This window comes from Pedobacter sp. B4419 (assembly GCF_059693725.1).
Genome location: NZ_JCASSL010000001.1, coordinates 711516 through 735028 on the forward strand (window position 1 = coordinate 711516; position 23513 = coordinate 735028).

The following is a 23513-nucleotide window of genomic DNA, read 5'->3' on the forward strand; positions in this document are numbered from 1 at the left end:
GAGGATGGATTTAATAGAGCTAAAAAAACAACTGATTGGTTTGGAACCGGTAGCGCAATTAAGCCTATTGGCCGATCTGTTTCCAGGGAAAATTGTGTTTTCTACCAGTTTTGGCTGGGAGGATCAGGTGGTTACCCATTTGATTTTTGCGAATAATCTGCCCATTAAGGTTTTTACCTTAGAAACAGGTCGCTTATTTCCAGAAACCTATTATGTATGGAACAGGACTTTGGAAATCTATCGCAAGCCAATTCATGCGTATTATCCGCAAAATGAATTGTTGCAAGATATGGTGAATACCAGAGGACCAAACAGCTTTTACGAATCGGTAGAGAACAGGAAAGAGTGTTGCTACATCCGTAAAATAGAACCACTTAAAAGGGCCTTGGCTGGAAACGAAATCTGGATTACCGGAATTCGCGCCGAGCAAAGTGCAAACCGGGAAAACATGGACAATATTGAATGGGACGAAGGCAACCAGTTGGTTAAATTCCACCCGATATTCAATTGGTCGCTGGAAGAAGTGAAAACGTACATCAAACAGCACCACATTGTGTACAATACATTACATGATAAGGGCTTTCCAAGCATAGGCTGCATGCCCTGTACACGTGCGGTAAGGGCCGGCGAAGATTTTAGGGCCGGCAGGTGGTGGTGGGAAGACCAATCGAAAAAGGAATGTGGCCTGCACGCTGCGTCCTAAAAGCGTATTGCGAGCATACAAACAATCTGATCTTGAGGGAAAAGAATAAAAGAAGAATAATGGTTTGTGGGACACAAACCATGGAATATGAGTGGGAATGTGGGCTAGATAAAGCTGTGAAATGGAAGATGTGAGATAGAAAATGTAGAGAAGATCATAATTGCCAGTTTTCAGTTAAGCAATTTAGTAAGCTAAACATTAGCACATTTCAACTTTCAAACCTTTTAACATTAAAACAATAAAACAAAATCTACCAATATAAAAAACAATACAAACAAAAACATGAGTAGGTATAATTTAGATTATTTAGATGAGTTGGAGGCCGAAGCCATTCACATTTTGCGTGAAGTGGCAGGCCAGTTTGAGAAGCCGGCCTTGCTCTTTTCTGGGGGGAAAGATTCGATCACCCTTGTACGTTTGGCCGAAAAAGCCTTTAGGCCAGGCAAATTTCCTTTTCCATTGGTACATATCGATACTGGCCATAATTTTATAGAAACCATTCAGTACCGCGATGAAATGGTTGCCCGAATTGGCGAAAAACTGATCGTGGGTTCTGTGCAGCAATCTATCGATGAAGGCAAGGTGGTAGAACAAACCGGCAAGAATGCGAGCAGAAATGCCTTACAAACGGTTACCTTGTTAGATACCATTCAAGCACACGGTTTCGATGCCTGTATTGGTGGCGCACGCAGAGACGAAGAAAAAGCTCGTGCCAAAGAACGTATTTTCTCGGTAAGAGACGAGTTTGGCCAATGGGATCCGAAAAGACAGCGTCCGGAGCTATGGAATATTTATAATGGAAAGATCCACAAGGGCGAAAACGTAAGGGTATTCCCGATCAGCAATTGGACAGAGCTGGATGTATGGAACTATATCCGTAGAGAGAATATCGCTTTGCCTAGCATTTATTTTGCGCACCAACGCGATTGCGTAGTGAGAAATGGTCAGCTGATGGGCGCTACTCCATTTCTTAACCTAGATGAAGAAGACGTGATCGTGAACAAACAGGTTCGTTTCCGTACCGTAGGCGATATGACCTGTACCGCTGCGGTAGAATCGGGAGCAGACCATATCGACGATATCATTGCAGAAATCGGCAATTCGAAGGTAAGCGAAAGAGGTGCCCGCATGGACGATAAAGTTTCGGAAGCGGCCATGGAAGACCGAAAAAAGGGTGGGTATTTTTAGTCGATAGTCCATAGTTAATAGTCTATGGCTTTGGTTTATAACTTTTAGGCTTTGAACATTTAGATTGGCTTATCACAATACGCCGATCGCAATACTGATTACTAGATAGGCATTTTGCAAAATCGCAATACGCAATATGCCGATTGCAATACTGATTACTAGATAGGCATTGTTACAAAATCGCAATACGCAATACGCCGATCGCAATACTGATTACTAGATAGGCATTTTTGCAAAATCGCAATACGCAATACGCCCATCGCAATACTAAAAATATGAACATATTAAAATTCTTTACAGCAGGCAGTGTTGATGATGGTAAAAGTACCCTCATCGGACGTTTGCTTTACGATACCAATTCTATTTTGGCCGATCAGTTGGAGGCTTTGCAAAACGCCAATCGCAAAAACGACGACGGCACCATCGACCTTGCCATTTTAACAGACGGATTGAGGGCAGAAAGAGAGCAGGGCATTACCATTGATGTAGCCTACAAATATTTCCAGACCGAAAAACGGAAATTCATTATTGCCGATACGCCCGGACACATCCAATACACCAGGAACATGGTTACAGGTGCCTCAACGGCAGATCTGGCCATTATTTTAATCGATGCCCGCAATGGCGTAGTAGAACAAACCATTAGGCATACCTATTTGGTTTCCTTGCTTGGCATTAAGGAGGTAATAGTGGCGATCAACAAAATGGACATGGTAGGCTACAGCGAAACCGTATTCAATGCCATTGTAACCAAATACAAGGCACTGGCAACACAGTTGAACCTGAAACACATTACCTATTTACCGGTTAGTGCTTTAAAGGGCGATAACATTGTGCATCAATCGAGCCAGATGACCTGGTACGAAGGGAAGAGCCTGATTGAGGTTTTAGAAGAGGTAGACACTGAAGAGCAAGCCAAACAAGAATCGGCACGCATGCCGGTACAGTGGGTAATCAGGCCACAAACCGATCAGTTACACGATTACCGCGGTTATGCAGGCAGGGTATTGAGTGGCAGTTTTAAATTGAACGACAGCGTAACGGTATTGCCTTCTGGAACAAGATCGACCATTAGCAAAATCGAGTTTTTTGAAAATGAACTGCAGGAAGCCTTGGCTGGCCAATCGGTAACGATCCACTTAAAAGACAATGTAGACATGAGCAGGGGAGATACAATCGTCAATTCTTCGGCCGTACCCCACGAGTCAAAATTAATTGAGGCCGATTTGTGCTGGATGGATACCCGCGCCTTAGATACCGAACTAACCTATCTCATTCAACATAACAGTACATTAACCCGTTGCAAGATTTCAGAACTCATTTATAAGGTAGATATCAATACCCTAGAAAAACATAGTGCCTCTTCTTTTGCGCTAAATGATATTGGCAGGGTGATATTGAAAACAGCGGCCGCTTTAGCTTTCGATTTGTATGATGAGAACCGTAATAACGGCTCGGCCATTCTGATTGATAGCCGGACAAATTTAACCGTTGGCGCCTTAATGTTCCGCGCTGCAGTAGAATAACTAAAAAAAAATGTCATGCCGGACCCCAATCCGGCATCTCAAGTTCAAAGTAACTTTCTTTATGCTGGTCGGGATGTGCCATCTCGACCTAAATAGTTTTGGATTTGTAGTCCAACATATATCTTCTTGTTGGCGAGGACTCCAACCAAGTAAACTTTTTCTGGATTTTATTGGTTACCTTATGGAAAAGAACTGAAGTCTTCATCCTATTTAAAAGAAGAAAAACACCTCAACTCAAAACCATGAAGAAGAACATTTTATTTCTCGCCCTTGCAGTTAGTGCTTTCGTAGCCGGCTGTGGCCAAAACAACAACCCAAAAGAAAATGCTAGCCAAGGAAAAGATAAGGAAATCAGCGAAGCCTGCTATGTTGCCAATTTTGAAAGCGAATCAGCCAATATGAAGCTTAAAACCTTTGAATCGGGTAAGTTAAGTGGAACGCTAGTGATTAATTATGCCGAAAAGCCTAAAAACGACGGCTTTTTTACCGGTGTATTAAAAGGTGATACTTTGTTTGTCGATTACAGCTTCAAAGTAGGAACCGACAGCGTGGGTACCTATACCAATCCGCTGGCCTTCTTGAAAAAGGATGGAAAACTGATCATGGGCATCGGCCAAATAGAAACCACTATGGGCAGGTCATATTTTGTAAAAGACAAGCCAATTAATTTCGAAGCTGGGAAGTTTACATTCGAACCGAAAGATTGTAAGTAGGGCGTTGAGCGAAAAGCGTTTGGCGTTATGCATTGAGCACACTTGCGATTTTCTTAAAACTTGGTAAGCGATCCCGCGATGCCGTCACCCTGGACATCGATCCAGGGTCTTTCTTGAGGCAGATGCTGATCAAGTCCAGCATGACGATACATAAAATATAATAATGTAATTTATTGTAAATCAATATTTTATAAATATTTTAAAATAAATACTACTAATTCTATAGATTTTCTGTAGCTTTGTCTTGTCGAACATCAAACCAAAAGAAAAAATGATACTTAGTCAGCTAGAGAGAACCACAATCGAACCTAAAATCACCTTAGTAGGTGCAGGTCCCGGCGACCCTGATTTGTTAACTTTAAAAGGTGTAAAAGCATTAAAAACTGCCGATGTAGTTTTATACGATGCCTTGGTTAACGAAGCCTTGCTAAACTATGCACCTGCAAATGCCATTAAGGTTTATGTAGGTAAGCGTTCTGACGACGAATCATTTTCTCAGGATTTGGTAAACAAACTGATGATCGATTATGCTTTAAATTACGGGCATGTGGTGCGTTTGAAAAGTGGAGATCCTTTTGTATTTGCCCGTGGCTATGAAGAAATTGATGTGGCCGAATCTTATAGCATTCCTACAGAAATTATTCCCGGCATTTCGAGTGCCTTGGGCGTACCTGGCCTGCAAAAAATCCCGATGGTGTACAGCAAGCTCAGCGAAAGCTTTTGGGTGGTAACCGGAACCAATTCTGGGGGTGAGATTTCGCCAGATTTGTATGTAGCCGCCAAATCCAATGCAACCATTGTTGTGTTGATGGGCATCGAAAAAATTAGAGAAATTGCAGGCATATTCAAGGCCGAAGGCAAAACCGAATTGCCGGTAGCCGTTATAGAAAATGGTTCTTCTGCTCAAGAAAACGTAGTAGTAGGAATTGTAGATACAATTGAAGAACTGATAGAAGAAAAGAAAATCAGTTCGCCGGCGCTTCTCATTTTTGGCAATGTAGTATCATTGCATCCGCAGTTTAATGCAATAAAAGACTTTTATGCCACGCTCGTAGAAGAAGGCTATTAAGAGCTTAGGTAAATTCATATTTATTTTTTGTTTGGTTGTTAGGGCTGAGGTAAAACTCAGCCTTTTCTTTTGTTGAAATAAATTTTCCTTAAACAACAATATTGAAATTATTTTATCCGAAATGTTTGCAATACTCAATCTATTGCCTATTTTGACTAAGATTTTTCAATGCCACATTTATGGAAATTATACACTTTAGTGCCGAATGCTATCCTGTTGCAAAAGTTGGCGGACTGGGCGATGTAGTAGGCGCTCTGCCAAAGTATCAAAACAAGCTTGGTCATGTGGCAAAAGTGGTAATGCCAGCCTATCATAATAAGTTTCTTCAGCAAAACGAATTTGAAGTGGTTTATGATGGTTGGGTACGTTTAGGCTCCAACAATTACCAGGCTCGTATTTTTAGGGAAAAGACCAATAAACTGGGTTTTGATCTCTTTCTGGTACATATCGGGGGGTTGCTCGATCGCGAAAAAGTGTATGGCTATGATGATGATACGGAGCGCTTTTTGGCTTTTCAGATTGCGGCTTTAGATTGGATCGCCCAATGGCAGCATCGACCAGATGTAATCCATTGCCATGACCACCATACCGGATTGATTCCTTTTATGCTGGGCAATTGTCACCAATATCGTCACTTGAGTTATATCCCAACCGTACTTACTATTCATAATGGACAATACCAGGGCCAGTTTGGCTGGGAAAAACTCTATTATTTACCGGCATACGATCTGCGCAATTCGAGCAAGTTAGATTGGGGTAATTCCATCAATCCGCTGGCTTCGGCTATTAAATGTGCTTGGCGCGTAACTACCGTATCGCCTAGTTACTTAGAAGAGATCCGTTACAATGCCAATGGCTTGGAAAGCCTGTTGGCGCAGGAGCGTGGAAAATCGGTTGGTATCTTAAATGGCATCGATAATGAGGTATGGGATCCGAATAAAGATCCGATGCTGAGCAAAACATTTTCGTTACGAACCGTAGATAACGGAAAAAAGGCAAACAAAGAGGCCCTTTGTACTGTTTTTAACCTCGATAAGGAGAAACCGCTATATACTTTTATCGGACGTTTGGTTGGTGAAAAGGGAGCTGATCTGTTGCCAGACATTTTTTACAATGCGCTGCAGCAAAGCAATCGAGAAATCAATATTTTGGTGCTAGGTTCGGGCGATCCCCATGTGGAAGATCGATTAAACGAATTGAAAGACCATTTCAAAGGCAGTTACAATGCCTATATTGGCTATAACGAGGTATTATCTCACCAGATTTATGCAGGAGCTGATTTTCTGTTGATGCCTTCGCGGGTTGAACCCTGTGGCCTGAACCAGATGTATGCATTGCGCTACGGTACCATCCCTATTGTAAGGCGCATTGGCGGATTAAAAGATACGGTTATTGATATAGGCGATGGCGGATTCGGCATTTGCCATGACCAAACCAGCGTTTGGGACGTAGGCCATGCCATTGGAAGGGCTTATGAACTGTTTTTAGACCAAAAGAAAGTAAAAGATATACGGAAATATATCATGTCTATAGACCATTCGTGGGATAGGGCAGCGCAAGAATATATAGACTTGTACCAAATGTAAACATAAATAGATATGACCGATAAAGTATTGGGAGTAATCCTTGGCGGGGGCCAAGGTTCGAGATTGTCGCCATTAACGCAGACCCGCTCCAAACCGGCAGTGCCGATAGGTGGTAAATACCGCCTTGTTGATATTCCAATTTCTAACTGTATGAACTCGGGCATCCACCGTATGTTCGTGCTCACGCAGTTTAACTCGGCATCTCTAAACAAGCATATTAAAAATACCTATCACTTTAGCCATTTTTCTAAGGCTTTTGTCGATATTTTGGCCGCAGAACAAACCCCAGACAATCCAACCTGGTTTCAGGGAACTGCCGATGCCGTTAGGCAATGTATGCACCATATTGTAAACCACGAATTCGACTATATCCTTATTCTTTCGGGCGATCAGTTGTACCAGATGGATTTTAGGGAAATGTTAAAGGCCCATATTGATAAAGGCGCCGAAATTTCTATTGCTACCATTCCGGTACATGCCAAAGAGGCAACCGAATTTGGTATCCTAAAAACCGATGAGGAAAGCTTCATCACGTCGTTTATTGAAAAGCCAAAGGCAGAGCTATTGCCAGATTGGACTTCAGAAACCAGCGACGAGATGAAGAGCGTAGGTAGAAATTACCTGGCCTCAATGGGTATTTACATCTTCAATCGCGATTTGCTGATTAAAATGCTGAATGAAAATCCTGAGGAAAAAGATTTCGGCAAAGAGATTATTCCACGTGCCTTAACCAGCAACCACGTGTTAAGCTATCAATATGAAGGTTATTGGACAGATATTGGTAATATCTCTTCTTTCTTCGAAGCCAACTTGGGCCTCACAGATGAATTGCCTCAGTTTAACATGTTTGATAGCGCACACACCATTTTTACGCGTGCGCGCATGTTGCCACCATCAAAAGTATCGGGTACAACACTCGAGAAAACAATTGTGGCCGAAGGCTGCATTATTCAGGCCAGTAGGGTAGAAAGGGCCGTTTTGGGTATCCGATCGAGGATTGGAAAAGGAACAACCATTGCCAATTCTTATATTATGGGCAGCGATCATTACCAAACCTTGGAAGAAATACAGGAAGCTACTATTGCAGGTAAGCCATTATTGGGCATTGGCGATCGTTGCTATATCAATAATGCTATTGTTGATAAAAACTGCAGAATTGGCAATGATGTGCGCATCAATGGTGGTGCTCATTTAGCCGAGGGCGATTATGGCCTTTACGTAGTGAAAGACGGCATTGTAGTGATCAAAAAAGGCGCATCAATTGCCAACGGAACCGTAATTTAAAAGCATTGTATTCATAAATTGACAAAGCCTCCCGTCCCGATTACATCTGGATTTGGAGGCTTTTTTGTAGCTTGTAAAAAAGATCATATTGATGAACGTACCCTACGCATTGATTTTACTTAGGTTGTTGCTGGCACCAACGGTAGTGGCTTTGGCCTATTTCTTAAAAGAACAAAGCGCTTACCTCATTTTGGGCCTGATGTATGTAGGCCTATTTTCAGATATTTTTGATGGGATCATTGCCCGGAAACAGCAAATTTCTACAGAGAAGATGCGAAGAATAGACAGTCAGGTTGATTTGGTGTTTTGGCTGTGCATTGCCCTGAGCTGTTATATGATCTATCCCGAACTGATAGAAGAGAACAAGATTGGAGTGATATCGGTTTTGGCCATGGAAGGGCTTTGCTACCTGTTGAGCTTTATCAAATTTGGCAGGGAAACCTGTACGCATGCCTTTCTTTCTAAAATGTGGGGCCTAACTTTATTGGCTACTTTTACGGCGTTGTTGGGCTTTGCCCATAACGGTTGGATATTCAAAACTTGTATCATCTTGGGATTGGCTTCTCAGCTGGATGTAATCCTGATCATCTTGATCTTGCGAAATTGGGCGCATGATATCCCAAGTTTTTACCATGCTATTCTCATCAGAAAAGGCATTGCTTTCAAAAAGAGCAAGTATCTCAATAGTTGAAAGTGGAAGATGTAAAATGGAAGATGAATTTTTCTTTGCTTGCCAAAAAAACATGCAGTCGATCTGTGAGTAATGCGCACCATTAGGCGCTTATATATTCCCACTATCCAAGAAGAACTTTTTTACATCATTCTCTTTTAATACCGATTTTATATACTCATTAATGTTTTCAAATTCGGTTAAGGGCATTTGAATTTGCATGGAGCGAAGGGAGCCATCTTTTTGTGGCGCAATTAAAATCAATCTTCCTTGGTCCAAATCAAACAACCTTAAGTTTACCAATGCAAATTGCTTTCTATCGCCGGTAAGGAAGGCAGTATATTCGATAGAATTGTTTTTTGTTTTGAGTATCCCGTTGCCCAATTTATCAGGATAGTTTCTTGAAACGACGTTATAAGACATATTATACTTCTCGTTAGAAAAATTCAACGTGTCTGTTAAAATAACGATAGTGAAAAATACCTCGCTCTTTTTATCCTGAAGGTATTCTTGATTCACTACGTTTTTTTCGCCAAAAAAATAGTTCCAATAAAGTGTTTTGCCAAAATAATTGCGCTCTGAACCTGTTCCGGCACCTAAACCTTGCTTGTACTTGGTTGCTGGAAATATTCCGAAATTCATGCCGTCTTGCTCCAGTTTCGGTCTTACCTGTTTTAAATCGCCCTGTAGCATTTCTTTGTCCCATTGGGCGCTATCCTGCAGATTTTTTAATTTTTTTAATTTTTCCTTTTCGCCCCATACAAACTTGGCCGACTGTGCATACAGCAAACTTATACTAAGGAACATTAATAGAGAGAATAAACAAATTTTACTTTTCATTCGGTATCATTTAAATTTTATTAGGCAAAAGCGACGACAAGATGCTTAATGCTTTTAAATATTTCTATCCACAAGTTATCATTTTTTTTGTGAGATCAAATTCGATGATAATTTATAGGTGATTATGATTTCGATGGTATTCGTGGGTTCGCAAGCTCAATTACTTGGTTAATTTCTCATCAAGGAGAAATTGTGACAACAATATTGAGCACAATTAAAAAACATTTACTGTGGTGCGAAAAACGACTAGCCCCGCTGGCTAGAAGACGAAAGAATGTATTTCTTGCCCTCATCCAGAGGTGCCTTTTGCTCTAGGCTTACGCTCAACAGCAAAGCAGATCGCTTTGTTCTGCTGTCTTGCGTATAACAAACATCAGTGGATGAACAACGCAGAACCGCTTCGCTGAAGGCTCGGTAATGCAAAATCAATGTAAGTGTTGCGCTTTTACCGTTTTGCAGGCACTGGCCAGCGGGAGGCGTACTATTAATGCAAATCGTTTATGAACGGTAGCTAAGGCAGTGCCCTGTAGCAGAAAAAAGTGTAGGGCACAAAACGGTGTTGCTTCGCCGTACGGCCTGCAAAGCTTTGGAAGCAAAGACAAACTGGAGCTTTGCAGTTCCTTTGATTTAGCACAAGCCAGCAGGGGCGCAAAAGTGTTGCACCCGCATTAATTAAGCTTTAACAATCGCACGGCTTGGCCTTGCGCCATCAGAGAGGAAGTTTGGGATTTGCAACAAAGGTTTGAAGCCTTGAATTTTTGGTTCCTTTTGTTTCAAGACAAAAGGAATTAACCCCCGCTGGCTAGGAGGCAGAAGAGTATTTTCAGTAGTAAAAAATAACTTATTGACGAAGAACACCAACAAGAGCCCAGTAGCTTACTAAGAATAATTGAAAACCAGCGAGAAAGTAGTTCTTTCGTTTGGTATTGAATCTACCTCTAAGCTGCCACGATGCATTTTCATGATATTACGGGTAATGGTGAGGCCAATGCCCGAGCCATTTTTACGGGTAGTGTAAAAAGGCACAAAAATCTTATCAATACTATCAGGATCAATGCCCTTTCCATTATCGGTTACATCCAGGTACACCTTGTTGTGGGCCAAGCGATAGGTAACTTCAATCACAGGCTTTTCAGAATCTTCCAAGGCATACACGCTATTGGTAATCAGGTTAATAAGCGCTTGTTCTACCAATTTAAAATCGACTTGGATAGATATTTTAGAGGAAGTCTGCAACACCTGCAATTTAATGTGCTTGGCGCTTACCATAGGTTGCATCAGTACTTTTACGTGTTGCAGAATTTCGCCTACGCTATGCAGTTCTGCGTTTGGAGTAGGCAGTTCGGCAATCAGCCTGTAGTCTTTTACGAAATCCAATAAACCTTCAGAACGCCTTTTAATGGTTTGAAGGGCTGGTTTAAGGTCTTCCAGGTCCTCGGTATTTAAACTCGATTTATTGCTGATCATTTGGTTTACGGTATCAGACAGGGAGCTGATAGGCGTAATGGAATTTAAAATTTCATGGGAGATTACCCCAATTAAGCGGTTCCAGGCTTCGGTTTCCTTTTGTTCGATTTCATCCTTAATGTTTTGGAAAGAAATGATCATATGGTCGGAACCATAAAGATTAAGCGGAATAACCTCTATAGAAAGCTGGATAAACTTGTCTTGTATTTTGAGTTCCAGAAAGCGTTTGCCACCCGTATCAATCTTGTCGATTTCGTGGGCAAAAATAGGCAAGTGTTCCTGAAACCTATGCCAATAGCTATAGGCAGGTACATTGAGCAAATTGCTGGCCGCTAAATTGAAAAAGGAAATTTCTGATTTCTCGGCTTCGCTTTTTGCCTTTTTTACAACAATTACGCCAACCGGAACCTGTTCTAAAATGGTTTTGATCAACTGGAATATCGCATCTTGCTCCAACTGAATGTCTTTATGGATTTGGATGATCTCATTAAAGGATTCGTAGAGCTCTGGAAAGCTGCCTTTGGTTACCTTGTTTCTAAAATTAAGCGTATGGTCTCTTGTTTTTACCGCCAAAATAAAACGCTTAATATCTTCCCTGATTTGGTTGATGTAAACGTAAAGAGAAATAATAGCTCCCAATAAAATCAGGCTGATGCCCGTAATGGTAAACCATAATTGGGTATTACGTATCAGATATACCAAGAGCAGGCCCAATACATTGATCAGTAACAGCCTGCTAATTAAACGGAAGGTAAATCTTTGGTAAAACATCTATAGTTAAAAGTGGAAAGTTAAAAGAAAAATGGATAATATATTTATATAAGTATGGGATTTTGGCATTAAGCGTTGTTCTGTTTTTATATTCAAAAAGCGCAATCATGGCAAATCTGGCAAGAGGTAGTTAAGCTTAAAACTTTTAACCCTCAACTTTTAACTCTCAACTTAAAGTCTTCAACTTTACAATCCGAATTTTTCAATTCTCCGGTATAATGCTGCACGGGTAAGGCCCAGTTCTGCTGCGGCCCTCGAAATATTTCCTTTGTGCTTTTCAATCGCCTTGTTCACCATCATTTTTTCCATTTCGTCTAAAGGCATGTCATTTTGTAAAGTAGGCTGATTGCCAAATTTTTGTGGAGACAGTTGCAGGTCGTGTTCGGTAATTTCAAACCCATCGGCCATAATTACGGCTCTTTCCATTACATGTTGCAGCTCACGTACATTTCCTGGCCAGCCGTAACCCAGCAATGTATTTTCGGCTTTCGGTGTCAGGTTTTTTAAGGCTTTATGATATTTGTTACTAAAGATCTGTAAAAAATGTTGGGCCAAAAGTACGATGTCGTGTCCGCGCTGGCGCAATGGTGGCAATACTAATTCTACCGTATTGATGCGGAACAATAAATCCTGTCTGAAAGTCCCTTTATGCACCATTTCATCTAAAGGCATATTGGTGGCACTGATCAATCGAACATCGATTTTTCGCTCTTTGCTTTCACCTAGTCTGATCACGGTGCGATTTTGCAGTACGCTCAGCAATTTGGCCTGTAGAGGCAAGGAAAGGTTGCCGATTTCATCCAAGAAAATCGTGCCTCCATCGGCCATTTCAAAACGTCCGGGCTTATCTTCTTTGGCATCGGTAAAGGCGCCTTTGGCATAGCCGAACAGTTCGCTTTCAAATAGATTTTCATTCAAAGAGCCCAAATCAACATGCATGAAGAGCTGTTTGTGCCTAAGCGAATTCTTGTGCAGTTCGTAGGCAAATACCTGTTTCCCGGTGCCGTTTTCACCTAAAATAAGCACATTGGCATCGGTAGGAGCTACCTTACTCAGTGTTTTCTGTAATTGTTGCACGCCCTCGTTATTGCCAACAATATGCTCAAACTTACGGGCCATATCGCTTTGCATCGAAGTATGGATTTTCTCCAGTTTCTTAACTTTCTTGTTCGATTGCCTTAAGCGAGAAGCTGCTGAAAGCGTAGCAAAAAGCTTTTCGTTTTCCCATGGCTTGAGGATAAAATCGGTAGCACCCTTTTTAATGGCTTGTACCGCTAGTTCCACATTGCCAAAAGCCGTCATGAGGATAACTACATAATCCTTATCGATAGAAAGGATGTGTTCTAGCCAATAAAGGCCCTCTCGACCATCACTGGCTCCTTTTTGGTAGTTCATATCCAATAAGATAATATCTACCTCGTTTTTGCTCAGCAGTACATTAATTTCTCTTGGCGATTTACAGGTAAGCACTTGATTGAAGTGTTGCTTCAAAAACAACCTCGCACTCAGTAGAATGTCGTCGTCGTCGTCAATAATCAGGATATTCGCGTCTGTCATCAGTTTAAATTTGTAGGATTAAACCTTATATCTCGAAAGCATATAGAGATGGTGTAAGGCAAATTTAATCGAAACTGTTCGATGGTGTACAGCTACTGTCCGATATCGAACAATTATTTTTTGGAATAAAAAATAATTATCTGTAAATCAGTTAATTAAAAAATATTTTCTGCTTGGCACAAACTTGGCAATTGCCAGTGCATTAACACAATATTCCAAATGGACAAAGTCATAAAGAAAAAGAGATTTAATAAGAAAACCATCCTGATTATAGTAGGTACGGTAATATTTTTAGGATTAGTAGCCTATGGTTACAGTCTATCGCTCAATAAAGTTTATAAAGCTGATCCTGATAAAGTAACCGTTAGCAAAGTACAATACGGCGATTTTGAAGACGTGGTATTGCTCAATGCCAGCGTAGTGCCTTTAACCTCCGTAATTGTAAGTTCATCAGAAGGGGGTACAGTAGCCGAAATCTTTACCGAAAATGGTGCATCGGTTGTTAAGGGAACACCTTTGCTGCGAATTGCCAACTCCAATGCCATGTTAGGCTACACTTCGAGCCAAACAGCTGCTACAGAACAGATTAACCAGTTGCGCAAATCGAGGTTGGATTTAGAGCAGAACCAAAGGGTGCTTAACCAAGACCTGCTTGATGTAGAAAACAACCTGAGAACGGCAACCAGACAATATAAATTAGACAGTTCGTTGTTTGCCAAAAAAGTAATCACGTTGCAGGAATTTAATAAATCGAGCCAAGATTATGAATATTACCAAGGCAAGCGCAAAATTGTAAAACAAGCAATTTTGCAGGAAAACCAAAGCCGTAAAATGCAATTGGCTCAAATAGACCAGTCGATGGGCCAAATGAACGAAAGTTTAGAAATGATCCGCAAGAATATCGAAAACATGACCATTAAAGCGCCCGTTTCTGGAAAACTGTCATCTTACGATCCGGTGATTGGAAAATCATATACCTCTAACGAAATGATTGGAAAAATCGATGTATTGCAAGGCTATAAGCTACAGGCTGGCGTGGATGAATACTATGTTAACCGCGTAAAGGAAGGACAGACTGCACAGTGCGAATTTAATGGCAAAACGTTTAAACTGACTGTAAAAAAGGTAATTCCAGAGATTACGGCTGGCCAATTCCAAGTAGAGCTGGTATTTGAAGGCAAAGCACCAGATGAATTGAGAAGAGGTTTGTCTATGCAGGTGAAATTAACGCTTTCGGATAACAGCAAATCGCTTTTGTTATCTCAGGGACAGTTTTTCCAAAGCACCGGAGGCAGTTGGGTGTTTGTGGTAAACAATGGCAAAGCCATCAAGAGAAATGTGAAAATTGGCCGCAAAAACTACTTGTACTATGAGGTATTGGGAGGATTGCAAAAGGGCGAAGAGGTGATCACCTCGTCATACGACCAGTTTAACCAATACGATGTAATTGAAATTAGTAAATAGGGATACAGATGAAAAAATTAATAATAACGGCAATTTTTGCCCTGAGCATAGGCGCTGTTTCGGCACAAGAGCAATCTAATTCTACCTCCAAATGGAGAGAAGCTAGAAATGGAAAATACTATACAATGGAAATCGAGGCGAAAAGCACGAACAAGAAGACCGTTGGCAATTCGCATTTGGCTTTTACGATTGATGGCGATGTGGCACAGTTAACAAAACTTTCGCTTACACAGAAAAACCAAATGATGATCAACCTGCCTCTAAGCAAAGAAACCCAAGACATCAAGGCGGAGCCTGGCTTGTATACTTTTAAGCTTTACCACAAAAACATAGGCGAAAAGGAGTTTGAAGTAGAACTAAAAAAAGGCGATGACAAAACAGTAATACTGACTTTAAAATAAATTGAAAATTTAGGTTGGGTTAGCTCTGTATCAGGTGCGTTGATCGGAGCACCAACCTTTTAAAAATATTAAACCGAAAAAAATAGAACTATGATTAAGATCGAAAATCTAGAAAAAGTTTACAAAACCGAAGAAATTGAAACTACCGCTTTAAATGGGATCAACCTGAGCGTGGCAGAAGGTGAATTTGTTTCTATTATGGGGCCATCAGGCTGTGGCAAATCAACTTTGCTTAACGTAATGGGCCTTTTAGACAAGCCTGAAAGCGGAAGCTATAAATTTATCGATACCGAACTGTTGACTTTAAACGATAGGGAGCGTTCAAACTTCAGGAAAAGAAACATGGGCTTTGTGTTCCAGAACTTTAACCTGATTGATGAATTGACCGTATTCGAAAACATCGAATTGCCTTTGATCTACAACAAGGTACCAGCTGGCGAACGCAAGAAAATGGTAAATGAAATCATTGGCCGTATGAACATCGTAAACCGTAGTGGCCACTTTCCGCAACAGCTTTCTGGTGGTCAGCAGCAACGTGTAGCCGTAGCCAGGGCTTTGGTCACCAAGCCTAAATTGGTTTTGGCCGATGAGCCAACGGGTAACTTGGATAGTACACACGGTAACGAAGTAATGGAATTGCTTTGCGAACTGAACGAAACGGGAACAACCATTGTAATGGTAACCCACTCTAGCCACGATGCCAGTTTTTCTAACCGTATCATCAACCTTAAAGATGGACATGTGATTTCGGAGAAAATCAATAAGGGCAGAACGGAAGAGTTGATCTAGTTTTCAGTTTTCAGTTATCAATTATCAGTTTTCAGTTTTGGGTGCATTGTCATTGCGATCCCGTTCCGATAGCTATCGGAATTTTATCAGGAGAAGCAATCTCTTTCGATAAGCCTTCAATTGAATACTAGCAGATTAATAAGCCCATAACGACACAACAAACAAATGAACCCATAAAACCAAAACCATGTTTCGATTAAACCTTAAAATCGCGTTGCGAAATTTATGGAGAAATAAGGGCTTTACCTTCATTAACGTTGGTGGCTTGGCTATTGGTTTGGCGAGCTGCATGGTATTGCTGCTTTATGTGTACTATGAGTGGGGTTATGACAAGCAATTTGCAAATTATGATAAAACTTATGTGGTTTATACCAACTTTAAGGAAAATGGAGGGGTTTTAAGCGGAGGTTCATCGCCCAATGTGATGGCCGCAGCAATTAAGGCACAAATACCTGGGGTTGCCAATGCATCGCTTGCTACATATCCAAGCGAGATATTGATTAGTTATGGAGATCAGAGATTTAAAAAACAAGCGGTTTTTGCAGATCCAAACTTCATTAAAATATTAGACTACAAATTTATAGAGGGAAACCCAAATAGGGTTTTACAAGAAGCAAATACTATTATCTTAACCAAAACTCTGGCAAAAAACTTATTTGGAAACGAAAGCGCCATCAATAAGACTGTAAAATTCTATAATCGTGAACCCTTAAAAGTTGAAGCAGTTATTGAAGATTTGCCTCTTAACAACAGTATTAGGTTTGATTACCTGGTGCCATGGACACTTGCGGAAAAGATAGAACCGAAACTAAAAGAACCAGCTTGGGGAGATAACATTTGCCTAACGCTGGTACAGTTGCAAAATGCCAACCTTTTTGATAAAGCAAATGCTGCAATCAAGGGAATTTATGAACGCAATACAAGGGATATTAACAAGGAAGCATTTTTGCATCCTTTGGCAAAATGGCATTTGTACAGCGAATTTGAGAATGGAAAATCTGTAGGTGGCAAAATTACCCAGCTAAGGATTTTTCTGATCCTTGCCTTTTGTATTTTACTGATCGCCTGTGTAAACTTTATGAATTTGTCGACTGCCAAGTCTGAAAAACGGGCGAAGGAAGTCGGTATCCGTAAGGCGATCGGGTCAGATAGAAAATCGCTGGTTGGCCAGTTCATATTAGAGAGCGTATTGCTTTCTTTGCTGGGGACCATTGTTGCATTTGTACTGCTGGAGGTATGCCTTCCTTATTTTAATGGCTTATTAGGCACAAGTTTGGTTATCGAATATCAAAATTGGAGGTTTTGGATTGGTATTTTATCCTTAATGGTGCTTACAGGTTTGCTGGCTGGCAGCTATCCCGCATTATATCTCTCATCATTTGAGCCTATTAAGGTGCTGAAAGGTGCCCAATTTAAGGTTGGAAACTCATTCTCCGTGCGCAAAGTACTGGTGGTTTTTCAGTTTGTTTTTGTGGCATGCCTTATTGTTTGTGCCACGGTAATTTATCAGCAACTCAACTATATTAAAGATAGGCCAATTGGTTATAATAAGGGGAACCTGATACAATTGGCCGTTGAAGGAAATTTGGAGGATCTTAAGAAACTGGAACTGCTTAAAAGCCAATTGCTGGAAACGAGTGCAGTAAGCAATGTTACTTTTTTGAGTACAGATATCAATTCTGATGGGTGGAATACAACCGAAGTAAGTTGGCCACAGAAAAACCCAGACGAACAGGTAAGATTTATCTACCGAGGTGCAGGTTATGACTTTGCAAAAACCATTGGAACAGAAATGGTATCGGGCCGTGAATTTTCAGCCCAGTACGCCGATAGCAACAGCGTAATATTAAATGAGGCGGCGGCAAAAGCAATGGGATTGAAAAACCCGATCGGTACAACGGTCAAGCTTTGGAAAGACGAGCTTCATGTGGTTGGCGTAATGAAAGATTTTGTGAGTGCATCTGCCTACCGCAAAGTTGCTCCGATAATTTTTCGGCCGATTGACAAGTTTGCTGCTGGAGTGGTGCTGATCCGATTAAATGAAACACAAAATATCAGTAGTTCGCTGGCCAAAATAGATGCTACAATAAAGAGCTTAAATCCTGATTTTCCAGTAGACAGGGTATTTTTAGACGAGAAATTCAAAGAAAAACTAGCCAACGAACAGTTGTTAGGCTCTTTAGCCAATTGGTTTGGCGGATTTGCAGTTTTTATTTCTTGTTTAGGGCTCCTTGGTCTCACCCTGTACATGGCTGAACAGCGTAAAAAGGAAATCAGCATCCGTAAAGTACTTGGTGCAAGCAACTATAGTGTGCTCGCTCTGCTTAATAAAGATTTTATAAAGCTGGTACTGATTGCCAATGTAATTGCTTTTCCATTGGCTTACATCATTGTCAATAAGTGGTTGTCGACTTTTGATTTTAGGGTGGATATTTCCGTTCTGCCTTTTGGAATAGCAATCCTATTGTCGCTAATCATTGCCATTATTACCATCAGTACACAATCAATAAAAGTTGCCAAGGCTAATCCGGTTGATGCTTTGAAATATGAATAAATGAAAAAAACACGTCTTGCAGGACCAGATCCAGCCTGATGATTTGATAAATGAACCAATAAGCTATTTGACACACAAATAAACCAAGATAAAATGTTTCGATTAAACCTTAAAATTGCCTTGCGCAACCTTTGGAAGAATAAAGGTTATGCGTTTATCAGTATAAGTGGCTTGGCTATTGCTTTGGCCATTTTTGTTTTAACCATGATATATGTCAATTATGAGAAGAGATACGATACTTGGAACACTGATTACGAACATATTTATCGTGTAAATAATAAAGATGCTACCGAAAATGTTGCTTTGAGTACTGGAAACATGGCAACGGTAAGCAAGGAAAAAATACCTGCTGTTGCCGCTGCTACAAGGATACAATCTTACTGGTTCGGCGATTTATTGTTAAAAACCAAACAAAAGAGCTTATATGCCAAAGATGTATTGCTGGCAGATAGCAACTTCTTAAAAGTATTTAATTATCCCCTTGTGTATGGTGATTCTGAAACTGCTTTTAATAAACCTCAAACCTTGCTTTTGAGCAAAACCATGAGCGAAACGCTTTTTGGAGCGGGTGTGAACCCGGTTGGCGAAACAATAATGCTCGACAATGAACTGCCTTGTGTGGTAACCGCAGTTGTAGACGAAGCCCGGTTTCCATCACATTTTCGTTTCAGCATGATCAGGAGGTTTAAGAAAAGTGCAAGCGAAGATTTTTACACCAACAATTATTATACTTATGTAAAGCTTAACCCGCATGGCGATGTCGCGCAATCGGAGCAATTGTTAAACACAGCCAGAACAGAATTGTTAAGCGCAGAACTGGCTAAGGTACCCAATGAGGAAAAGGCTAATTTTTCCGACTATATCCGTTCCAATAAGCTGTATCTGCAACCTATTAAAGACATTCATTTAACTAAGACCAATGTCGAATATGAGTTTCAGGGAAATGGCATAGGTCGGTATATGTATCTTATGCTGGTGCTGGCCGTATTGGTTTTGGTTATTGCAGCTGTTAACTTTACTAATTTATCCATTACCATTGCAACCAGACGTGCCAAAGAAACAGGTGTACGTAAGGTATTAGGTGCACAGAAACTACAGATTGGCGCACAGCTGATTTTAGAAACTGCAATGCAATGTTTGTTAAGTCTAGCCATGGGGCTGGCAATGGTAGAACTTTTTCTGCCAATGTTTAATCAAACGGTTGGCGCATCGATTTCGTTGGGAAATATTTCAGACTTTACGGCTATTATCGGCCAGTTGGCATTGCTGTTGTTGATCTTGACGCTATTGATAGGTGCCTATCCGGCATTGCTCATTAGTAAGGTGGTGCCTGCGAAAGTGCTGAAAGGAAACTTTGGCAATAGCAATAGAGGCTATATGATCAGAAATGGATTGATCGTGCTTCAATTTGCCATAGCAGTTCTCTTTATTTCTGGGATCTGGGTAATCAATCGTCAGCTCAACTACATGCAAGAAAAAGATTTAGGCTATAAACCGAAACAGGTAGTAGCCATAGCTATGCAGGATCTTACTGATGCGCATTTCAGATCGGTTAAAAACACGTTGCGGAATATTCCAGGTATAAATAGCGTGACTAGAGCAGATCATATTCCGGGAGAAGACATGGGCGGAAATACCTATGCGAGCAATGGAAAATCGTACAACGCAAATTTCATGGCAATTGATGTTGATTACTTCAATACAATGGGAATCAAAATGCTGGATGGAAGAGGATTCGATGCCGCTAATTTAACCGATACCCTAAATTCTATCATATTAACCGAAACGGCCGCCAAAACATTTGGTCTCCAAAATCCAGTGGGCAAGGTTATGCAATTTCATGGTAGGGATGTAAATGTGATTGGTTTGGTAAAGGACTTTAATTATTACAGTCCAGAAAAAGACTTTCAGCCCATTGTTTTTCAATATGCGAATGGAAACGCGCTCAAGTACGTATTGATAAACGTTTCTTCTGGAAATTTTGCACAAACTCTTGCGCAAATAGAAGGTGCCTGGACAAAATTGGAACCAAATTTCCCTATTCAATATACATTGCTCGACCAGTCATTTAAAAAACTCTTAGAGAAACAGATCCAGCTCAGAAGCATTATCGGATTTCTTTCGCTGGTAACCATAGTGTTGGCCTTGATGGGAATATTCGCCATTGCTGCATTCACCATTCAACGCAGAAACAAGGAAATCAATGTGAGAAAGGTATTAGGCGCATCAATTATCGATATTTTGGGCCTGCTCAACAAAAGTTTTGTAAGATTGGTCGTATTGGCAAACCTAATCGCTTGGCCAATTGCGTACCTGGTGCTCAAAAACTGGTTGAACACCTTTGCCTTTAGGATCGATATGCCGATTTTGCCATTTGCCTTATCTGGAATAGTCACACTTTTTTTAACGGTTTTAATAGTAAGTCTTCAATCTTACAGACTGGCTACAGCCAATCCTGTAAACGCGCTGAAATACGAATAGATCATTTGCAATTTAATAATACAACAATAACCTATTTGACACACAAATAAACCAACATAAAATGTTTCGATTAAATCTTAAAATCGCCTTGCGTAACCTTTGGAAAAATAAGGGTTATACTTTGCTCAATATTTTTGGGCTTTCTGTCGGGCTAACAGGTTTTATCATGATTTTGTTATTCTCTAATCATGAAAAAAGCTATGATACCTGGAACCCAAATGCCGATGATATCTATCGCATTTCGATAAGATGGGCACCTGACGAAGAAGAATACTCGTCGAGTCCAGCCGAATTGGCCCCGGCCTTAAAAGAAGCATTGCCCGAGATCCAGGATTATGCCCGTTTTTATGTGTGGGACATTGGTCAGCGCCTCGTAGCCAAAGATAAAAACGAAGCCTACATCGACCATATTATGGGAGTAGACAGTACCTGGTTTAACCTGTTTCCTTATAAATTTATTTACGGAGAAGCACCAAAATCGTTGATGACTTCCGATCAGATTGTACTGAGCAGCAAAACCAGTGAAAAGTTTTTTGGCAAAACCAATCCTGTTGGACAAACCCTAACCATCAATAACAATAAACGTTATACCGTGAGTGGAGTTTACCAAGAGCCTAATACACCAGAGCACATGGATTTTGATGGTTTTATAAAGAAATCTTCTGCCGGCGATGGTTGGGGCAACGGAAATTTCTATACTTATCTCTTCCTGAAGAAGGGAGTGGATGGAACGTTCTTCCAAGACAAAATCAACAAAGCCTTTAAAAAACTGCCGATCCTTAAAAAGCAGGAATGGCTAAAAACGGCTAAAATATACGTTACTCCGGTTAAAAATATCTATTTGAAAGCCACAAGTGCACAAGATCCGGCAAAAAGGGGCAATGCCAAAACGGTAACGCTGCTCTTGCTGTTTTCGGGTTTGTTGTTGGTCATCGCCTGTATCAATTTTACCAATCTTTCTATTGCGCAATCGGTTAAGCGAGCCAAAGAAACAGGTGTGCGCAAGGTTTTGGGTGCAAAGCGAAGCAGTTTGATCAGCTATTTCCTAACGGATACCGCCATTCAATGCGTATTGGCCTTATTGCTTTCGTTTGCATTGATAGAAGTTTGCCTTCCGGTGCTCAACAACCTGATGGATATGAACCTTACGTTGTTCGGCTATGCCCATCCAGCAGAGCTGATTATTCAGCTGGGTTCGGTAATGGTGCTGGTTATTTTATTGGCTGGCGGCTATGCTGCATTTTTCTTGTCAAACTATGAGCCTGTTAAAGTGCTCAAAGGAAACCTTTCGAGAGGCATGGGCAGCTTGTGGATGCGTAAATCTTTAATTATGGCCCAGTTTGTAGTAGCCACTGTATTTATGGTTTCGCTGATTATTATAAAGCAACAGGTAAACTACATCAAAAACAAAGACGTAGGTTTTAATAAAGACCATGTTATTGTATTTAAGATTAGAGATTGGAAAACCAGACAGAATTTTGCACAGGTTAAACAACGACTGACTAAAATAGATGGCGTGACCGCTGTGAGCAGGGTGAATTATTATCCAGGGGTAAAATCCATGCAGGTAGTTGGCCGTGAAGTGAATGGCAAAAGCATCCAGAACCTGAGTATGGTTACAGTAGACTACGATTATTTTGAGGTAATGGGCATGGCCGCGCGTATGGGCCGGACATTTTCTACCCAGTTTGCAACAGATAGCACTGCCATTGTAGTCAACGAATCAGCAGTTAAAAAATACCAGTTGCAAAAAGAAGTTGGGCATACTTGGATAGACAATAGAACCATTGTTGGCGTGGTGAAAGACCATGTTCAGAAAGGCATGGAAACCAGTGCAGAACCTACAGCTTTTGTAATAGAGGGCCCACATACCAATGGCGCCGATAATGTGATCTTAAAGATCAATGGGGCAAATGCACAACAAACTTTAAATGAAATTAAGGAAGTTTGGGAAACTGTAGAAGCTTATCCTTTTCAGTATAGCTGGCTCGACCAGAGTTTTGCCAAGGTATATGAACAATATGTAAGATTGGATAAGCTGTTTAATATTTTCACCTACGTTACTTTGTCGATTGCCATACTAGGCTTATTTGCTTTGGCCTCTTTTACGGTTCAAGAAAGAACAAAGGAAATTGGCGTAAGAAAAGTGCTTGGTGCCGAAACCAAAGACATTCTGCAAATGCTGAACAAGAGCTTTTTGGTGCTGATTGTAATCGCAAACCTGATTGCTATTCCGGTGGCCTATATCTTGTCGAGCAATTGGCTGGCAGGTTTTGCCTATCGTACCAATATTACCATTTGGCCGTTTGTAATTGCCACCTCTATTTCTGTGCTCATCACCATTATAACCGTAAGCCTGCAGGCCTATAAAACCGCAAATGCCAAACCGGTTGATGCGCTGAAGTATGAATAGGTCTCGAGTGAGATCCCGGATGACGATTCGATGGATG

At 40.8% G+C, this 23513-nt stretch carries 17 protein-coding genes; 14 read left to right on the top strand and 3 right to left on the bottom strand.

The window, feature by feature from the left end:
• The first annotated feature begins 4 nt into the window (after window positions 1-4).
• The 8 genes from AC570H_RS02880 to AC570H_RS02915 all read left to right on the top strand — a co-directional run bounded on the left by AC570H_RS02880 (window position 5) and on the right by AC570H_RS02915 (window position 8760).
• Window positions 5-703, top strand: coding sequence for a phosphoadenylyl-sulfate reductase (locus tag AC570H_RS02880; RefSeq protein WP_497351523.1), 699 nt, complete (start codon window positions 5-7; stop codon window positions 701-703).
• A 258-nt stretch (window positions 704-961) separates the two neighbouring features.
• Complete coding sequence (gene cysD / locus AC570H_RS02885; protein WP_497354895.1) at window positions 962-1891, top strand: sulfate adenylyltransferase subunit CysD; 930 nt, start codon at window positions 962-964, stop codon at window positions 1889-1891.
• Between the two features lie 275 nt (window positions 1892-2166).
• The gene (locus AC570H_RS02890) at window positions 2167-3417 is read left to right on the top strand and encodes a sulfate adenylyltransferase subunit 1 (protein WP_497351525.1); all 1251 of its coding nucleotides are present in this window, start codon (window positions 2167-2169) and stop codon (window positions 3415-3417) included.
• Between the two features lie 242 nt (window positions 3418-3659).
• Entirely contained in the window at window positions 3660-4130 is a 471-nt protein-coding gene (locus AC570H_RS02895; RefSeq protein WP_497351526.1) for a hypothetical protein, read from the top strand.
• Between the two features lie 271 nt (window positions 4131-4401).
• Window positions 4402-5199, top strand: coding sequence for a uroporphyrinogen-III C-methyltransferase (gene cobA, locus AC570H_RS02900; RefSeq protein ID WP_497351528.1), 798 nt, complete (start codon window positions 4402-4404; stop codon window positions 5197-5199).
• 179 nt (window positions 5200-5378) lie between these two features.
• Window positions 5379-6785, top strand: a complete 1407-nt coding sequence (locus AC570H_RS02905) for a glycogen synthase (protein WP_497351530.1) — start codon at window positions 5379-5381, stop codon at window positions 6783-6785.
• A gap of 12 nt (window positions 6786-6797) precedes the next feature.
• The gene (locus tag AC570H_RS02910; RefSeq protein WP_497351532.1) at window positions 6798-8069 is read left to right on the top strand and encodes a glucose-1-phosphate adenylyltransferase; all 1272 of its coding nucleotides are present in this window, start codon (window positions 6798-6800) and stop codon (window positions 8067-8069) included.
• A 91-nt stretch (window positions 8070-8160) separates the two neighbouring features.
• Window positions 8161-8760, top strand: a complete 600-nt coding sequence (locus tag AC570H_RS02915; RefSeq protein ID WP_497351534.1) for a CDP-alcohol phosphatidyltransferase family protein — start codon at window positions 8161-8163, stop codon at window positions 8758-8760.
• A 90-nt stretch (window positions 8761-8850) separates the two neighbouring features.
• Here the strand turns inward: AC570H_RS02915 and AC570H_RS02920 are convergent, their stop codons facing one another.
• The 3 genes from AC570H_RS02920 to AC570H_RS02930 form a co-directional block, all read right to left on the bottom strand.
• Window positions 8851-9546: a hypothetical protein gene (locus AC570H_RS02920; RefSeq protein ID WP_497351536.1), complete on the bottom strand. Its 696-nt coding sequence runs from the start codon at window positions 9544-9546 to the stop codon at window positions 8851-8853.
• A 912-nt stretch (window positions 9547-10458) separates the two neighbouring features.
• Window positions 10459-11817: a sensor histidine kinase gene (locus tag AC570H_RS02925; RefSeq protein ID WP_497351538.1), complete on the bottom strand. Its 1359-nt coding sequence runs from the start codon at window positions 11815-11817 to the stop codon at window positions 10459-10461.
• Between the two features lie 186 nt (window positions 11818-12003).
• Window positions 12004-13374, bottom strand: a complete 1371-nt coding sequence (locus AC570H_RS02930) for a sigma-54-dependent transcriptional regulator (RefSeq protein WP_497351540.1) — start codon at window positions 13372-13374, stop codon at window positions 12004-12006.
• A 219-nt stretch (window positions 13375-13593) separates the two neighbouring features.
• Here AC570H_RS02930 and AC570H_RS02935 point away from each other — a divergent pair, with 219 nt between their 5' ends.
• From AC570H_RS02935 to AC570H_RS02960, 6 genes are all read left to right on the top strand, one after another.
• Window positions 13594-14838 (top strand): efflux RND transporter periplasmic adaptor subunit, encoded by a 1245-nt coding sequence (locus tag AC570H_RS02935; RefSeq protein ID WP_497351542.1) that lies wholly within the window; start codon window positions 13594-13596, stop codon window positions 14836-14838.
• Between the two features lie 8 nt (window positions 14839-14846).
• Complete coding sequence (locus AC570H_RS02940; protein ID WP_497351544.1) at window positions 14847-15239, top strand: hypothetical protein; 393 nt, start codon at window positions 14847-14849, stop codon at window positions 15237-15239.
• A 90-nt stretch (window positions 15240-15329) separates the two neighbouring features.
• Complete coding sequence (locus AC570H_RS02945; protein ID WP_497351546.1) at window positions 15330-16028, top strand: ABC transporter ATP-binding protein; 699 nt, start codon at window positions 15330-15332, stop codon at window positions 16026-16028.
• Between the two features lie 187 nt (window positions 16029-16215).
• Window positions 16216-18582 (top strand): ABC transporter permease, encoded by a 2367-nt coding sequence (locus tag AC570H_RS02950; RefSeq protein ID WP_497351548.1) that lies wholly within the window; start codon window positions 16216-16218, stop codon window positions 18580-18582.
• Between the two features lie 93 nt (window positions 18583-18675).
• Window positions 18676-21063, top strand: a complete 2388-nt coding sequence (locus AC570H_RS02955) for an ABC transporter permease (RefSeq protein WP_497351550.1) — start codon at window positions 18676-18678, stop codon at window positions 21061-21063.
• 61 nt (window positions 21064-21124) lie between these two features.
• Window positions 21125-23476: an ABC transporter permease gene (locus tag AC570H_RS02960; RefSeq protein ID WP_497351552.1), complete on the top strand. Its 2352-nt coding sequence runs from the start codon at window positions 21125-21127 to the stop codon at window positions 23474-23476.
• Window positions 23477-23513: the final 37 nt, after the last annotated feature.

What these genes read in the sequence shown, in the direction of transcription:
- AC570H_RS02955 (WP_497351550.1), top strand. Translation starts at nt 18,676, where the DNA reads ATGTTTCGATTAAACCTTAAAATTGCCTTGCGCAACCTTTGGAAGAAT.
- AC570H_RS02920 (WP_497351536.1), bottom strand. Translation starts at nt 9,546, where the DNA reads ATGTTCCTTAGTATAAGTTTGCTGTATGCACAGTCGGCCAAGTTTGTA.
- AC570H_RS02890 (WP_497351525.1), top strand. Translation starts at nt 2,167, where the DNA reads ATGAACATATTAAAATTCTTTACAGCAGGCAGTGTTGATGATGGTAAA.
- AC570H_RS02945 (WP_497351546.1), top strand. Translation starts at nt 15,330, where the DNA reads ATGATTAAGATCGAAAATCTAGAAAAAGTTTACAAAACCGAAGAAATT.
- AC570H_RS02895 (WP_497351526.1), top strand. Translation starts at nt 3,660, where the DNA reads ATGAAGAAGAACATTTTATTTCTCGCCCTTGCAGTTAGTGCTTTCGTA.
- AC570H_RS02940 (WP_497351544.1), top strand. Translation starts at nt 14,847, where the DNA reads ATGAAAAAATTAATAATAACGGCAATTTTTGCCCTGAGCATAGGCGCT.
- AC570H_RS02880 (WP_497351523.1), top strand. Translation starts at nt 5, where the DNA reads ATGGATTTAATAGAGCTAAAAAAACAACTGATTGGTTTGGAACCGGTA.
- cobA (WP_497351528.1), top strand. Translation starts at nt 4,402, where the DNA reads ATGATACTTAGTCAGCTAGAGAGAACCACAATCGAACCTAAAATCACC.
- AC570H_RS02925 (WP_497351538.1), bottom strand. Translation starts at nt 11,817, where the DNA reads ATGTTTTACCAAAGATTTACCTTCCGTTTAATTAGCAGGCTGTTACTG.
- AC570H_RS02935 (WP_497351542.1), top strand. Translation starts at nt 13,594, where the DNA reads ATGGACAAAGTCATAAAGAAAAAGAGATTTAATAAGAAAACCATCCTG.
- AC570H_RS02950 (WP_497351548.1), top strand. Translation starts at nt 16,216, where the DNA reads ATGTTTCGATTAAACCTTAAAATCGCGTTGCGAAATTTATGGAGAAAT.
- AC570H_RS02905 (WP_497351530.1), top strand. Translation starts at nt 5,379, where the DNA reads ATGGAAATTATACACTTTAGTGCCGAATGCTATCCTGTTGCAAAAGTT.
- AC570H_RS02915 (WP_497351534.1), top strand. Translation starts at nt 8,161, where the DNA reads ATGAACGTACCCTACGCATTGATTTTACTTAGGTTGTTGCTGGCACCA.
- AC570H_RS02910 (WP_497351532.1), top strand. Translation starts at nt 6,798, where the DNA reads ATGACCGATAAAGTATTGGGAGTAATCCTTGGCGGGGGCCAAGGTTCG.
- AC570H_RS02960 (WP_497351552.1), top strand. Translation starts at nt 21,125, where the DNA reads ATGTTTCGATTAAATCTTAAAATCGCCTTGCGTAACCTTTGGAAAAAT.
- AC570H_RS02930 (WP_497351540.1), bottom strand. Translation starts at nt 13,374, where the DNA reads ATGACAGACGCGAATATCCTGATTATTGACGACGACGACGACATTCTA.